The sequence below is a fragment of the Arthrobacter sp. efr-133-TYG-120 genome (assembly GCF_030209785.1).
Taxonomy (GTDB): Bacteria; Actinomycetota; Actinomycetes; order Actinomycetales; family Micrococcaceae; genus Arthrobacter.
On record NZ_JARVRI010000014.1, the window covers coordinates 364,203 to 379,443 of the forward strand.

Annotated in this window: 9 protein-coding genes; 8 read left to right on the forward strand and 1 reads right to left on the reverse strand. The window is 64.0% G+C overall.

From position 1 onward, the window contains the following. Positions 1-6: 6 nt before the first annotated feature. The gene (locus tag QRN51_RS09935) at positions 7-1,995 is read right to left on the reverse strand and encodes an APC family permease (RefSeq protein ID WP_284989690.1); all 1,989 of its coding nucleotides are present in this window, start codon (positions 1,993-1,995) and stop codon (positions 7-9) included. Between the two features lie 280 nt (positions 1,996-2,275). Here QRN51_RS09935 and QRN51_RS09940 point away from each other — a divergent pair, with 280 nt between their 5' ends. The 8 genes from QRN51_RS09940 (at position 2,276) to QRN51_RS09975 (ending at position 15,204) form a co-directional block, all read left to right on the forward strand. Further along, entirely contained in the window at positions 2,276-4,936 is a 2,661-nt protein-coding gene (locus QRN51_RS09940; RefSeq protein WP_284989691.1) for an exo-alpha-sialidase, read from the forward strand. Between the two features lie 182 nt (positions 4,937-5,118). Further along, positions 5,119-6,192 carry an agmatinase gene (gene speB, locus QRN51_RS09945; protein WP_284989692.1) on the forward strand — a complete coding sequence of 358 codons (1,074 nt, stop codon included), beginning with the start codon at positions 5,119-5,121 and terminating at the stop codon, positions 6,190-6,192. Continuing rightward, positions 6,189-7,919, forward strand: a complete 1,731-nt coding sequence (locus QRN51_RS09950; protein WP_284989693.1) for a thiamine pyrophosphate-binding protein — start codon at positions 6,189-6,191, stop codon at positions 7,917-7,919. The genes speB and QRN51_RS09950 overlap by 4 nt, the downstream gene beginning before the upstream one ends. Before the next feature lie 211 nt (positions 7,920-8,130). After that, positions 8,131-8,613, forward strand: coding sequence for a MarR family winged helix-turn-helix transcriptional regulator (locus QRN51_RS09955; protein WP_059388130.1), 483 nt, complete (start codon positions 8,131-8,133; stop codon positions 8,611-8,613). A gap of 11 nt (positions 8,614-8,624) precedes the next feature. Continuing rightward, a complete protein-coding gene (locus QRN51_RS09960; protein WP_284989694.1) occupies positions 8,625-10,664 on the forward strand; it encodes an MFS transporter in 2,040 nt (679 codons plus the stop codon). 270 nt (positions 10,665-10,934) lie between these two features. After that, the gene (locus QRN51_RS09965) at positions 10,935-12,668 is read left to right on the forward strand and encodes an ABC transporter ATP-binding protein (RefSeq protein WP_284751458.1); all 1,734 of its coding nucleotides are present in this window, start codon (positions 10,935-10,937) and stop codon (positions 12,666-12,668) included. Continuing rightward, positions 12,665-14,761, forward strand: a complete 2,097-nt coding sequence (locus QRN51_RS09970) for an ABC transporter ATP-binding protein (protein WP_284989695.1) — start codon at positions 12,665-12,667, stop codon at positions 14,759-14,761. Before QRN51_RS09965 ends, QRN51_RS09970 begins: the two co-directional genes overlap by 4 nt. Before the next feature lie 26 nt (positions 14,762-14,787). Then, on the forward strand, positions 14,788-15,204 hold the full coding sequence (locus QRN51_RS09975; RefSeq protein WP_284989696.1) for an acyl-CoA thioesterase: 417 nt from the start codon (positions 14,788-14,790) through the stop codon (positions 15,202-15,204). Positions 15,205-15,241: the final 37 nt, after the last annotated feature.

A 15,241-nucleotide genomic window follows, 5' to 3' on the forward strand; every position in this document is an offset into this window, starting at 1 on the left:
CCATGTTCAGCCCACGTGCACCCATGGCCTGCGCGTGATGTCCGGTTCGGCTTCGCGCAGCACTTCGCGGGTCACTGGTGCAATCTCGCCCTCGCCGAAGAAGAGGAACTTGCTCAGGTTGGCGATCGGATTGCCTTCGGTCCAGCGGAAATAGATGTGCGGCATGAGTCCCGTGACGTCGCGGATGTGGAGGAGTACCGCGGCCAGCGTGTTGGGCACGTTGTTGCTGTGGATCTCCAGGATCTTGAAGCCGTGCCGGACCTTGCCTTCCACGAGGAGTTCCTGCTCGAAATCTGAGCTGTCATCCACGATGATCTCGATGAAGATCGCGTGGCTGTCCACCGGCAAGTGGTTGGCTTGCTGGGCATGCTGCAGCTTCAACTCGTACCGGTCGGCGCTCAGCCGCTTGGGCTCGTGGGCGATGATCCGGATGGGGCCTTCCTCGTTCGATGCCGTGAACTCGAGGGCCATCTGGTCCATCTTGATGTGGGTAGCCCGCAGTTCGAAGGACCGGCGTACCCGCGACGCGAAGCTCACCAGGACAATGCCGAGGATGAACAGGGCAGCGATCCTGATACCGTCCGGGCGTTCCACCACATTGGCCACCGTGGTGTAGGCGAAGACCACCGCCACAGCACCGAAAGCGAGGGTCTTGCCCCGTTGCTTCTTCCGGCGCGCGGACAGGGTGACTGCGATCGAGGCCGAGGTCATGAGGACCAGGACGCCGGTGGCGTAGGCACCGCCTTGGGCCTCCACGTTTGCCTCGAAGACCAACGTGATGATGAATCCAACCGCAGTGAAGACGAGGACCAGCGGGCGGACGGCTTTGGTCCACGCCGGGGCCATGCCGAAACGCGGCAAATAGCGCGGCACGAGGTTCAACAAGCCGGCCATGGCGGAGGCCCCGGCAAACCACAAGATGGCGATAGTGCTGATGTCATACACCGTGCCGAAGCCGTCGCCCAGGAATTGGTGCGCAAGGAATGCGAGGGCTCGACCGTCGGCTTTCCCTCCCGGCTGGAATTCAGCGGCCGGAATCAGGAACGTGGTGATGAAGCTCGAGGCCACCAGGAAGGCACTCATGATGAGTGCCGCCGTCGTGAGCAGTTTGTGGGTGCCGCGGATGCGGCCCGCGGGATTTTCCTCCGTGTCGCTCGGGCTGCCCTTGATCTGGGGCATGACCGCGACGCCGGTCTCGAACCCTGAGAGCCCCAGGGCAAGTTTCGGGAAGACCAGGAGCGCGATGCCCACCATGATCAACGGGTTGCCGTGCTGCTGGTTCAATGCAGCCCACCAGTCGGTCGCCACATGCGCCTCGGTCACCACGTGCGCCAAGCCGACCGCGACGACGACGGCGTTCAGCACCAGATAGACGCCCACCAACACGACGGCGACGTTGATGGCCTCCTTGAATCCCCTGAGGAACACCACGCCAAGCCCGGCGATGAGCGCCAGGGTGATGGTGATTTCCTGCCCATGGAGCCATTCCGGGGCAAAAGGGTTTTCGATGGCGTGGGCGCTCGCATCCGCGGCGGAGAGCGTCATGGTGATCATGAAGTCCGTGGCGGCGAATCCCAGCAAGGCGAGGACGAAGAGTTTGCCGCCCCACCGGGGGAGGAGCCGCTCAAGCATCGCGATGGAGCCTTCGCCGCGGGCGCTTTCGGAAGCCACCCGGCGGTAGACCGGCAGGGCGCCGAGCAGGGTGACGGCCACCAGGACAATCGTGGCGAGCGGCGAAACGATACCCGCCGCGAGCGCCGCAATGGCGGGCTGGTAGCCGAGGGTGGAGAAGTAGTCGACGCCCGTGAGGCACATGACCTTCCACCAGGACTGGGGAGTGTGGCCCTCGTCCGGCTTGCCGTGTGGACCCTGGCGTTTTCCCGAGGTCTCAGGCATTCCGTCGAGCAGCCATCGCTTGAATTGCCCCTGTTTGATGTCGCCCGCGGGCTTGTGCCGGTCAGAGGGTTCGGCCGGCGGCCTGGTCAGCGTTGTCACATGGTCCTTTCGCGCAGCCTGGAAGCTGCTCCAGATGGAGCGTACGGGTGTACCTGGGAGTGGATGCCCGTCTTTATGGAATCTTTACGCCGGTTGTGAGGCGGGTCACTTCCAGGAAAGACGCATTCAAGCATTTGGCATGTGAGCGGCATCACGTAGCATATAGAACGTCCTATGTTGGATGTGACCAAAAACGAAAGGGCTACGCATGAATAACCCGCTACTCAGTGACAGGGTCAGGAGGCGGCCGGGATGGAGTCGGGGCAGACTAGCCGTCTCCTTGGCAGCCGCCGCAGTTCTCGTGACGTCAACCGTTGTGCCCGCCTACGCCGCGTTGGATCCATTCCCGAGTCCCAACGTTCCCTCCAACCCTCCGGGAAGCTACGCCGAGCAGGTCCTGGCTTCCAACGGTGACAACGCCATCGACCCCGTGCTCGGCAAGTATTACCGGATCGTCGCGCTCGCGGATTTGGGCGACGGAGTCCTCCTGGCTTCCTACGATGGCCGTCCCGATGGGGGCGATTCACCCTCGGCCAACTCGATCGTCCAGCGGCGCAGCACCGACGGCGGAAAGACGTGGGGCAGTCCCACCTTCATCGCTCGGGGACAGATGGGCTCAGCGGGCGTACAGAAATACGGTTTCAGCGACCCCAGCTACGTCGTGGACAAAGTCACCGGGACGGTGTTCAACTTCCACGTCTACTCGAAGAGCCAGGGATTTGCGGGCAGCGTGCTCGGCAACGACGACTCCGACCCCAACGTGATCAGCTCGCAAGTGTCCGTCTCCACCGACCGCGGACTCACGTGGTCCACGGATCCGGTCAATCAGCCCACCCTGCCTGTGCCCTCCAGCTACGCGGCCAGTTCCGCCTACGCCGGGTTTGCAGGTCCGCTGATCACCAGTACCGTCAAGCCAAACGGCAGCACTGTCAACGGCGTCCCCAATGTCGGCGGCGTGGTCAGCATGTTCGCCTCGTCCGGCGAGGGCATCCAGCTCAAGTACGGAGCGCACGCCGGACGGCTCATCCAGCAGTTTGCCGGAACCATTGTCCAGCCCGACGGGAGTCGCCAGATCCAGGCGTACAGCGTCTACTCCGATGACCACGGCACATCGTGGAACATGGGTAAGCCCACCGGAACGGGCATGGACGAGAACAAGGCGGTGGAACTCTCCGACGGCCGCGTCATGTTGAACTCGCGGGACAGCACCGGCGCCAATCCGCATTTCCGGAAGGTGGCGTATTCCTCCGACGGCGGTGTCACGTACAGCACGCCTGTTGCCGAGACGCAGCTCCCTGATCCGCGGAACAACGGCTCGATCACCAGGATGTATCCGGACGCGGCTCAAGGATCGGCGGATGCCAAGAAGCTGCTCTTCTCGAATTCGCCCACTCCCACCGCCGGCGGCGCGCGGGTGGACGGTACTGTCCGCTACTCTGCCGACGACGGCAAGACGTGGGGCTCCTCGCGCGTCTTCAAGCCCGGAAGCATGTCCTACTCCACCCTGAGTCCCCTTTCGGACGGGACTTTCGGCGTCCTGTACGAAGGTGACAGCAACACCATCACCTTCGGGAAATTCGACACGGCCTGGCTGAGCCCGGTTGCCGCCGTCGTCGTCCCCGGTGCCGCCACCGTCACGAACGGTGGCAGCGCCCAGCTCAGCGTGACCGTCACCAACAACGACAGTTCACCGCTTCCCGCTTCGACCGTCAGCCTTGATGCCTTGCAGGATTGGACGTCGACGACGGCGCAGCTCGCCTCCCTCGATCCGGGCGCCTCGGCGACTGCCGAGCTGACTGTCACGGCGCCGTCGTACGCCAAGGCAGGTGCGGTTCCCCTGACGGCCAGGTTGAGGATCGGCGCTTCTTCGATTACCGCGCCGGTGTCCGTGACGGTTTCGGGTGGTTCCGCCAGCAACGTGGTGGGCGCCTACATTTTCGGCGCCCGCAATGACGCCGGACGGGACCTGGCAAGCCACCCGTACGCCGTAGGTAGTACGGTGCCTTACAAGTTCCGGGTGTACAGCACCGGCAACGTCACGGAATCCGTTGTCCCGCAGTCCGGCAACTTCCAACCGTTCCTGCCGCCAGGCTCGGGCAACTGCCGGTTCAGCGCCCTTAGCGTGTGGGGCAATTACCTCTGCGGCACCCCGCAGCACACCGTGACGGCAGACGAAGTGGCCCAGGGGTTCTTCGTCCCCAGCACCGTCTGGCAGGTGACCGGTAGTGGGGCTGCCACCCAGAACTACACGGTCACAGGTGACGAGGTGGATCTGATAGTCCGTCATCCCCAAGTGAACGGATCGGTGGTTCCCACCTTCAATGATGTTGACGGGGATGGATTTGCCGGTCCGGGCGATACCGTCACCTTCGCCTACGCGGTGAGCAACAGCGGCAATGTGGCGTTGACGGACCTTTCGGCTGCGGCCATTGGTTTGTCCAAGCCAACCCTGGCCGTGGGCGAGTCGGTCAACCTCACCTCCACCTACACGCTGGCCGACGCCGACATCGCGGCCAAGCAGATCCCGGCAATCACCATCCCGGTCAGCGCAAACAACGGTGCCAAGCTTGCGTCCCTTCAGTTGGCCAGGCCAGCGGTCGAGCTGAAGGTCAAGCCTGCGAAGCCCGGTTCGGAGCCTGCCGTGGCTTCCCAGGAGTTGATCGGCGCGACTCCGCCGCTGGACTTGGGGCTCGGAACGGATAAGTACCGCAGCGGGCAGACCGTGACGGTCCACAACGTGGAGTACGGCCAGTGGTACTACGTCTACCTGAACAAGCGCAGCTACCGTTTGGGCTGGTTCTTCCCGACGCAGCAAAACACCCTGACCTTCGTGCTGCCCGACGATGTGAAGAACGGCATGGACAGCCTCGTTGTGCTGGATACGGACGGCCATCAAGTGTCGTTTGGAGACTTCCAAGTGACGCCCTTCGGGAACAAGTAGCCCGGGAGGAGGCATGAGATGACAAGCTGGGCCGGGCGCAAAGGCGCCCGGCCCAGTCTTGTTGAGGGGAGTTTGGCGGTTTTTGCCGATGTAAACAAGTGATGCATATAAGACAACTTTGAGTGTATGATTGGTGTCACAGTCACTGTCCGATCCACCTATTCACAAAGGAGTGGCGCATTTTGGAAGAGCTTCGTATTGAGGCCAACGGCAACCTCGGTCCCATTGATTCGGCCCGAATCCCGCGCTATGCCGGTGCTGCCACCTATGCCCGCTTGCCGCGACTGGACCAGGTTGCCAAGGCCGATGTCACGGTGGTCGGCGTCCCCTTCGACTCCGGTGTTTCCTACCGCCCCGGCGCCCGCTTCGGCGCCAACCACGTGCGTGAAGCCAGCCGTTTGCTGCGCCCGTACAACCCGGCCTGGGACGTCAGCCCCTTTGAGAACATCCAGGTTGCCGACGCCGGCGACATGGCCGTGAACCCGTTCAACATCAACGAGGCTATCGAGACCATCCAGCAGAACGCGCTGGACCTGACCGCCAACGGAAGCAAGCTCGTGACGCTCGGTGGCGACCACACCATCGCCCTGCCGCTGCTCCGCGCCGCCGCCGAACGCGCCGGCGAGCCCGTTGCCATGCTTCACTTCGACGCCCACCTGGACACCTGGGACACCTACTTCGGCGCCGAGTACACCCACGGCACCCCGTTCCGCCGCGCCGTCGAAGAAGGCATCCTGGACACCGAGGCCATCAGCCACGTCGGCACCCGCGGCCCGCTCTACGGCAAGAAGGACCTCGACGACGACCACCGCTTCGGCTTCGGCATCGTCACCTCGGCGGACGTCTACTACCAGGGCGTCCTCGAAACCGTGGCCAAGATCCGGGACCGCATCGGCAACCGTCCGCTGTACATTTCGGTGGACATCGACGTCCTCGATCCGGCCCACGCTCCGGGTACCGGCACGCCTGAAGCCGGCGGCATCACCAGCCGCGAGCTCCTCGAAATCATCCGTGGCTTCCGCGGCATGAACCTCGTGGGCGCGGACATCGTCGAGGTCGCCCCGGCCTACGACCACGCCGAGATCACGGGCGTCGCGGCCAGCCACGTTGCCTACGAGCTCGTCACCCTCATGGCGGACAACGCCGTCGAAGGCAGCCGCCACGGCGCCCTTAATGGCTACGCTGCCCAGGCGCTTGGCCAGGAATCCCGGCGCCCGGCCGATTTCGTCGCCAACGCTGCGGAGGCCCTCAAGTGAATCCCCAGCCGCTCCCCACCCTCGCAAGCTCGGCCGGGGGCCCCTCGCGGCCGGAGGCCCCTGGCAGGCCTGTCCGCAACGGCGGGGACCTCGTCGTCGAGACCCTTGAGGCGCTCGGTGCGAAGACGGTTTTCGGGATCCCGGGCCAGCACGCCCTGGGCCTGTTCGACGCCATGGGCCGCGGCAAGCTTCACTTCGTGTCCTCCCGCGTGGAAAACAACTCGGCGTTCGCCGCGGACGGGTACTCCCGTGCCACCGGCGAGGTCGGGGTGTTGTTCCTCTCCACCGGTCCGGGGGCGCTGACGTCCCTGGCGGGATTGCAGGAAGCGTATGCCACCGGCGTGCCGATGGTGGTCGTCGCGAGCCAGATCCCGTTGGAAGGTCTGGGGGCACGCCGGAAGGGCATGCTCCACCAGCTCGATGACCAGAAAGCCTCGGCCGCGAACGTCACCAAGAGCCAGCGCCTCATCCAGCACGCGTCCGGGATTCCCTCGGCCATCCAGGATGCCTGGACCGAGGCCATTTCCTCTCCGCAGGGCCCGGTGTGGATCGAGATTCCGCAGAACGTGCTCCTGGACCCCATCATGGTTCCGCCGGTGGAGGACGCCCTCGCCGAAGCGGCCGACAACCCGCCGCGCGTCGAGCTGATCCGCGAAGCCGTCAAGTGGCTCTCGACGGCGAAGCGTCCGGCGATCATCGCCGGCGGCGGCACGCGCCGCGGCCGGGCCGAAAAGTCGCTCCTGTCTATCGCCGAGAAACTCCGCGCCCCGGTGATCTGCACGCCCGGTGGTAACGGAGCGTTTCCGTGGACCCACGAGCTGTCCCTGCAGTCCTGGATCGAAGACCGCCACATGACGGATGTCCTCGAGGACGCCGACGTGCTGATCGTCATTGGTTCCTCCCTGGGCGAGGTGACGTCCAACTACTTCACCTTCGAGCCGCGCGGTCGCATCATCCAGATCGACGCCGAGCCCCGGGTCCTCGAGTCCAACCGGCCCGGCCTGGGCATCCGCGCCGACGCCGGCCAGGCCCTTGCCGCCTTGGATTCTGCCTTGGACGAGGCACTTGCTGCGACGGCTGCGGCACGGGATTGGGACGGCATCACGCCCGAGGAGCTCGTCAAGGAGTCCCTCGCCAAGGTCAAGGCGCGGCTTGAAGAGCAGGACCTCGGCAAGGAACTGAAGTTCATGGCCGATATCCGCGAGGCCGTTCCGGCGGACATGCAGACCTTCTGGGACATGACGATTTCCGCGTACTGGGGTTGGAGCTGCTGGGATTCCCGCGAGGGCCAGTTCCACTCGGCCCAGGGCGCCGGCGGCCTTGGCTACGGCTTCCCGGCGGCCATCGGCGGTGCCGTGGGACTGGAAACCGTGGGCAAGCCGAGCCGCGTGCTGGCCGTCTCCGGTGACGGGTCCTCCATGTACTCGATCTCCGAGCTGGCCACCGCCAAGCAGCACAACGTCCCGGTCACATGGCTGATCGTGGACGACGGCGGCTACGGCATCCTGCGCGAATACATGGTGGGCGCCTTCGGCAAGGCCACGGCCACCGAGCTCGCCCGTCCGGACTTCGTCAAGCTTGCCGAGGCCTTCGGCGTCCCGGCCCGCAGGGTGGCCCCGGAGGACGTCGGGGACGCGCTCAAAGAGGGCTTCGCCGCGGACGGCCCCAACGTCGTCGTGGTTGAAACCCTCCTGAAGATGTTCGGCCCGACGCACTTGGGCGACTGACACCCCAGACGCTTCACACCCCAGACGCTTCACACCCCAGACGCTTCACACCCCAGCGCGAGCTGGCAGGTAATGACCCATTTTTCGAAAGATGAGGGCATTAACTGCCAGCTCGCGCTCGGTGTTTAACGCATCTCACACATCATTAGTTTCCCAAAGCAATCATTTGGGCGTATAGTTGCTTTAGGCAAACAAAAGTGAGGTGTCTTCCATGGCTGTAGCATCCAGCACAGCAACCGAACTCGTCCATCAGATTTTCGATCTCCAGCGGGTGCTGCGTTGCATCGTCACCGCGAACATCGCGAAGGATGCCGACGTCGGGTTCGCCTTGCAGGGCGTCATGCGCTTCATCGGCGAGGGGGAGTCCCGGGCCACGAAGCTCGCATCCCGGCTCGGCGTCAGCCCACCGGTCCTCAGCAGGCACATCGCCGAACTGGAGGAACTCGGTTTGGTGGTCCGCCGTCCCGATCCTGCCGACGGCAGGGCCCAATTGGTGGCCCTCTCCGAAGCCGGCATCGAAAAGGTCCGGAACTTCGAAGAACAGCGCAGCCTCAATTTGCGGGCCTACCTCGCGGAGTGGAGCGAGGAAGACGCCTTGGAAGCAGGGCAGGTCCTGGAGAAATTGACCACATCACTCAACCACTCAGTCCGGGCAACGGCGGCCGGCTCCCACCACTTGAACCACACAGCTTAGGAGCAGCAGCAATGGCAACCCGAATACAAGAACGTTCGACGGCGGTACCGGCGTCATCCGCGCCCATGACGCACCGCCAGATCATGGAGGCCCTGACGGGCCTCCTCGCGGCATTCTTCACCGCCATCCTGAGCAGCACCATCGTGGCCAACGCCCTCCCGACCATCATGTCCGATCTCCACGGCACGCAAACGGACTTCGCGTGGGTCATCACGGCCGCACTGCTGGCCAACGCCGCCACCACCCCGATCTGGGGCAAGCTCGCCGATCTCTTCGACAAGAAGCTCCTGGTCCAGCTGAGCATCGTGGTCTTCGTGGCCGGCTCGGTCATGGCGGGCTTCTCCACGAGCATTCCCTTCCTGCTCACCGCCCGCGTCATCCAGGGCATCGCGATGGGCGGCCTCACCGCCTTGGCCCAGGCCATCATCGGCACCATGATTCCGCCGCGGGACCGTGGCAAGTACTCGGGTTACATGGGCGCCGTCATGGCGGTCGGTACCGCAGGTGGCCCGCTGCTCGGCGGCTTCATCGTTGACAGCCCGCTCGGCTGGCGCTGGACGTTCTTCGTCTGCGTGCCGCTCGCCGTCGTCGCACTCATCCTGCTCCAGGTGACCCTCAAGATCCAGCACATCAAGCGCCCCGCCAAGATCGACTGGCTCGGCTCCATCCTGCTGACCTCGGGCGTGAGCCTGCTCCTGATCTGGGTTTCCTTCGCCGGCAACCCGGACTATTACGACTGGATCTCCTGGCAGTCCGCCCTCATGGTAGGCGGCGGCGTGCTTCTCCTGGCCCTGCTGGTAGTGGTGGAATCCAAGGTGGCCCAGCCCATCATTCCGCTGAAGATCATCTCCCAGCGCACCACGGCTTTGGCGATCCTGGCCTCCGTCGCCGTCGGTATCGCGATGTTCAGCTCCTCCACGTTCCTTGGCCAGTACTTCCAGGTAGCCCGTGGCGCCACGCCTACCGAGGCCGGCCTCCTGACGCTGCCCATGATTGCGGGCAACCTCTTGGGCTCGGTGGCATCCGGCCAGCTGATCAGCCGCTTCGGAAAGTGGAAGCGCTTCCTCCTGGCGGGTACCGTGTTCCTGGCCGGTGGCCTTGCCTTCACCGGCACCATCGACCACACCACCGAACTGTGGATCACCTGCTGCTACACCGCCATTTTCGGGCTGGGCCTTGGCTTGCTCATGCAGAACCTGGTCCTCGCGGTCCAGAACACCGTCCGCGCGCAGGACATCGGCACCGCCAGCGCGTCCGTGGCATTCTTCCGCTCCGTCGGCGGTGCGATCGGTGTTTCGGTGCTCGGTGCCATCATGGCCACGCACGTCAAGGACCTTGCCACCCAAGGCCTCGCCGCGGCACACATCCCGGTGAGCGGCGGCTCCAGCAACGCGAGCATGGACCTGACGGATTTGCCGGCCCCGATCCGCGACATCATGCGGGCCGCCTACGGCGATGCCACCGCCCAGATCTTCATGATCTCCGCGGCGATTGCCCTGGTCGCGTTCATCGCAGTGCTCTTCATCAAGGAAGTTCCACTGCGGAAAACCGTGGACGCAACGCCTGAGAGGGAATTGCTGGCAAACGCTTCCGGCGAGGCCGGGATGACTCTGGACACCTCCGCCCTGCCGGTGATCGAATCCGCTGGGTTTGTCCCAGCAGCCGACGACGCCGGCACCCCCTTGGGTGCCAGCCGCGCCCGAGCGGCAGCCGAGAAGGAGCACGATGAGCTGGACCTTGAGTTCGCCCGCATCCTGACGCAGGAACGGCCCGATCCGGCAGCTGGCCTGCGCGAAGTCCAGGACCAGCTGGCCCGCACCCAACGGTTGCTGGCCGAGCAACAGCTTCAGTTGAGCAAGGCGCAGCGCGAGCTCCAAGTACGCGTGCAAGAACAACTTGCCACCGCCGTCGAGCAGTCGCGGATCGCCGAGGAGTTGGCCGCGCTGCGCAAGGAACTCAAGCGGGAACGCCGCCGCCAGGAACGGGCTGCCTTGCTGCTCCTCGCCGGCGATGCCTCACGTGCGGGCGAAACCGGGCGGCACGCGGGCTAGGGGGAGTCCGCCCTACCGCCCGCGGGACGCGGGCCGGGAGCCTGCCAGGCTGGCGACGGGAGCCGCTGCAGCGAGTTTTGAAGCGCTGCAGCGGCTCAGCTACGCCGCAAGGATGATATTTGGCTATCGATATTTCGCTGGGGCAACGGATTTCGTAGAGTTGAGGGACTAATACTGTCAGCGCCTGCTGCTATCCATGTATTTAGTCATTCGCAGTATTTAGTCATTCGCAGTAATTCATTCGCGCACTCTCATTAAGGATCCGTGGGCATGCTTGTCACCCTGATACGGCGCTACTCCAAGCCGTATTTGCCGCAGATACTAGCCGTCATCATCTTCCAGCTGGCGTCTACCATTGCCACCCTTTACCTTCCAAGCCTCAACGCAAAAATCATCGATGAAGGGGTGTCCCGGGGGGATACCAACTACATCTGGCAAACCGGTGCCCTGATGCTCGCGGTCGCGCTCGGCCAGGTCGTCGCGGCCATTGCCGGTGTCTATTTTGGATCCCGCGTGGCCATGGCCATGGGCCGCGACTTGCGCAGGGACGTCTTCCGGAAGGTCAGCAGCTTCTCGGCCAAGGACGTCAACAGCTTCGGCGCACCCACGTTGATCACCCGTGGCACCAACGACGTCCAGCAGGTCCAGATGCTCATGCTGATGGGCCTGAACTTCATGGTGTCCACGCCCATCATGTGCGTCGGCGGCATCATCATGGCCTTGCGCGAGGACCTCAGCCTCTCGTGGCTCGTCTGGGTCTCGGTTCCCGTCCTCGTGGCCGTGGTTGGTTACCTCGTGGTCCGGCTCATGCCGCTCTTCCGTTCCATGCAGAAGAAGATCGACGCCATCAACGGTGTCCTGCGCGAGCAGATCATCGGCATCCGTGTGGTACGGGCGTTCGTTCGTGAACCGTACGAGGCCAAGCGCTTCGGCGATGCCAACAAGGACCTCACCCTGGTGTCGGTCAAGATCGGCAACCTGTTTGTCCTGATGTTCCCGGCCATCGGAATGATCCTGCACCTTTCCACGGCGGCAGTGCTGTGGTTTGGCGGCCAAAGGGTGGACGCGGGCAACATGCAGGTGGGTTCCCTGACGGCATTCCTGCAGTACCTCCTGCAGATCCTCATGGCGGTCATGATGGGTACCTTCATGGCCATGATGATCCCGCGCGCGTCTGTGTGCGCGGACCGCATCGGCGAGGTCCTCGACGTCGAACCCTCCATCCACGATCCGAAGGCGCCCGTGGCGCCCGCGGAAAAGAAGGGTCGCGTCGAATTCCGCGATGTCACCTTCAAATACCCCGGCGCTGAAGCTCCCGTGCTGAGCAACATCTCCTTCACCGCGGAGCCGGGCCAGACCCTCGCGATCATCGGCTCCACCGGCGCAGGCAAGACCACCTTGGTGTCGCTGCTTCCGCGCCTGTACGACGTCGCGTCCGGCGATGTATTGCTCGACGGCGTTCCAGTCACCAGCCTGGACCGCGACGAGATCACCAGCCGCGTGGCCACCGTGCCGCAGAAGCCGTACCTGTTCTCCGGAACCATCGAGCACAACCTGCGCTTCGGCAAGACCGACGCCACGGACCAGGAACTCTGGGATGCGCTGGAAACCGCACAGGCCAAGGACTTCGTCATGGAAAAGTCCTCCGGCCTCAACCGTCGTGTGGCCCAGGGCGGCACCAACGTCTCCGGTGGCCAGAGGCAGCGCCTCTGCATCGCCCGGGCGCTGGTGACGCAGCCCAAGGTCTATCTCTTTGACGACTCCTTCTCGGCCTTGGATGTGGCCACGGACGCCCGCCTTCGCAGGGCGCTCAAGGAAAAGACGCAGGATGCCACGGTCATCATCGTGGCCCAGCGCGTCTCCACCATTGCGGACGCGGACCAGATCCTGGTCCTGGACAACGGCAGAATCGTCGACCGCGGCACCCATGAAGAACTCCTGGAAACATCACCCACGTACCAGGAGATCGTCGAATCCCAGCTGAGCGCGGAGGAAGTGGCATGAGCGAACAGAATCAGCAAAAGCGCGGCTGGGCCGCGAAGGCCGAAGCAGCGAAGGCCGCGCGCGACGCTGCGGAAGTGAAGGATGCGGACGCCGCCGGTGCCGTAACGGCGGTGGACGATGACGACATCGAGGAAACCGAATACACCCCGGGCGAAGCCGACGGCGGCATGTTCGGCAACCTGCCGGCCAAGAAGGCCAAGGCGTTCGGACCGTCGGCCAAGCGGCTCCTGGGGTTGCTCAAGCCGGAGGCCGCCGGAGTCATCTTCGTCATCGGCCTCGTGGTGGTCTCGGTTGTCCTGAACGTCATCGCCCCGAAGATCCTCGGCAGCGCCATGGACGTCATCTTCGGCGGTGTCATGGGCAAGCAATTGCCTCCCGGCGTGAGCCAAGCGGCCTTCGCCGAGGGCCTCCGCCAAGCCGGCCAGAACAACTTCGCGGACATGGTCTCCAAGATGGAGCTCACCAACGGGATCAACTTCTCCAAGCTCACGTTCCTGATCTCGATCGTGCTCTTGATGTACTTCGTGGCCAACATCTTCCTGTGGGCCCAGGGCTACATCCTGAACAAGATCGTCATGAAGGTCATCAACCGGCTCCGCAACGACGTCCAGGCCAAGCTCAACCGCTTGCCCCTGAACTACTTCGACACCCGCCAGCGCGGCGACATCCTCTCCCGCGTGACCAACGACGTAGACAATGTCCAGCAAGGGCTGCAGCAGGCGTTCGCGCAGCTGGTCAGCTCGGTGCTGACGGTCTTCGGCATCACCATCATGATGTTCATCGTGTCCTGGCAACTGGCCCTCATTGCGCTGGTCGCCTTGCCGCTCTCCGGCGTCCTTGCCGGCGTCATTGGCTCGCGGAGCCAAAAGCTGTTCGCCGCCCAGTGGAAGAACACCGGCTCGCTCAACGGCCAGATCGAGGAATCGTTCTCCGGTCACGAGCTCGTCAAGGTCTTCGGGCGTGACGCGGACATGCTGGAACGTTTCGACGAACGCAACGAAGCCCTGTACAAGGCATCGTTCGGGGCGCAGTTCGTTTCCGGCATCATTTTCCCGGCCATGAACTTCGTCTCCTACCTCAGCTACGTGGGCATCGCCGTCGTCGGTGGCTTGCGTGTGGCCTCCGGTTCCATGAGCCTTGGCGACGCCACGGCGTTCATCCAGTACTCGCGTGAGTTCACCCAGCCGCTCGGCCAGATCGCCGGCATGGCCAACATGCTCCAGTCCGGCGTCGCTTCCGCTGAGCGCGTTTTTGAGTTCCTGGATGCCGATGAGGAAATGCCGGAGAACGCGGCCCGCCACCTGCCCCCGCGCACGGACGGCCACGTCGAGTTCGAGAACGTGTCCTTCAGCTACGTCGCCGACAAGCCGCTCATCGAGAACCTTTCCCTCAGTGCGGAGCCCGGACACACCGTGGCGATTGTCGGACCCACAGGTGCGGGCAAGACCACCCTGGTCAACCTCGTCATGCGGTTCTACGAGCTCAATGCGGGCCGTATCACCCTGGACGGGGTGGATATCAAGGAGCTGAGCCGTTCCGAGCTTCGTTCCAAGGTGGGCATGGTGCTGCAGGACGCTTGGCTGTTCGGCGGGACCATCTACGACAACATCAAGTACGGCAACCTCGATGCCACCGAGGAGCAGATCATGGAGGCGGCCAAGGCCACCTACGTGGACCGCTTCGTGCGTGCGCTGCCGGATGGCTACCAGACCATCATCGACGAGGAAGGCAACAACGTCAGTGCGGGCGAGAAGCAGCTGATCACCATCGCGAGGGCCTTCGTTTCCGATCCTTCGCTGTTGATCCTGGACGAGGCCACAAGCTCCGTGGACACCCGTACGGAGCTGCTCTTGCAGAAGGCCATGGCTGCCCTCCGCACGGATCGCACCAGCTTTGTCATCGCCCACCGCTTGTCCACCATCCGCGACGCCGACACCATCCTGGTGATGGAAAACGGCAGCATCGTGGAGCAGGGCAACCACAACCAATTGCTCGCATTGCAGGGTGCGTACTACCGCCTCTACATGTCGCAGTTCGCCGGTGAGGATGCCGAGGAAACCGTTGTGGATGACTCGACGGCGGTGCACAGCTGAGCGAGCGAATTTCGGTCCAAGTACCCATGCGTTGGGGAGACATGGACGCGTACGGGCACATCAACAACGTCCAGATCGTGCGCATGCTCGAAGAGGCCCGCATCGCGGCCTTCGGTCCGCCGCGCGGTGCCGGACTCCCCGGAGTGGAACCACCGGTCTCTGTTTTCGACTCCGTTGAGGACGGGGTCATGACCCTCGTGGTGGAGCACAAGGTCCGGTACGTCCGGACCTTGGAGTACCGGAACATTTCCGCACTGGTTGAGATCTGGGTAGGGGCCGTGAAGGGGGCAAGTTTTGACCTTCACTACGTCATCAAAGATCCCGTGACGGGCCAGGATTGCGTCAACGCGAGTACCCATCTGGCGTTCGTCGACGAGTCCACCGGCCGTGTCCGCAGGCTCACTCCCGAACAGAAGGAGCAGCTGGAGCCCTATCGGGCCTAGCGAAGCATTGCAGCAGCGCCCTGTGCACTGCGGTGGC

Excerpts from the sequence above, each read along its gene's own strand:
- QRN51_RS09970 (WP_284989695.1), top strand. The coding sequence starts at position 12,665 with ATGAGCGAACAGAATCAGCAAAAGCGCGGCTGGGCCGCGAAGGCCGAA.
- QRN51_RS09960 (WP_284989694.1), top strand. The coding sequence starts at position 8,625 with ATGGCAACCCGAATACAAGAACGTTCGACGGCGGTACCGGCGTCATCC.
- QRN51_RS09975 (WP_284989696.1), top strand. The coding sequence starts at position 14,788 with ATGCGTTGGGGAGACATGGACGCGTACGGGCACATCAACAACGTCCAG.
- QRN51_RS09965 (WP_284751458.1), top strand. The coding sequence starts at position 10,935 with ATGCTTGTCACCCTGATACGGCGCTACTCCAAGCCGTATTTGCCGCAG.
- QRN51_RS09955 (WP_059388130.1), top strand. The coding sequence starts at position 8,131 with ATGGCTGTAGCATCCAGCACAGCAACCGAACTCGTCCATCAGATTTTC.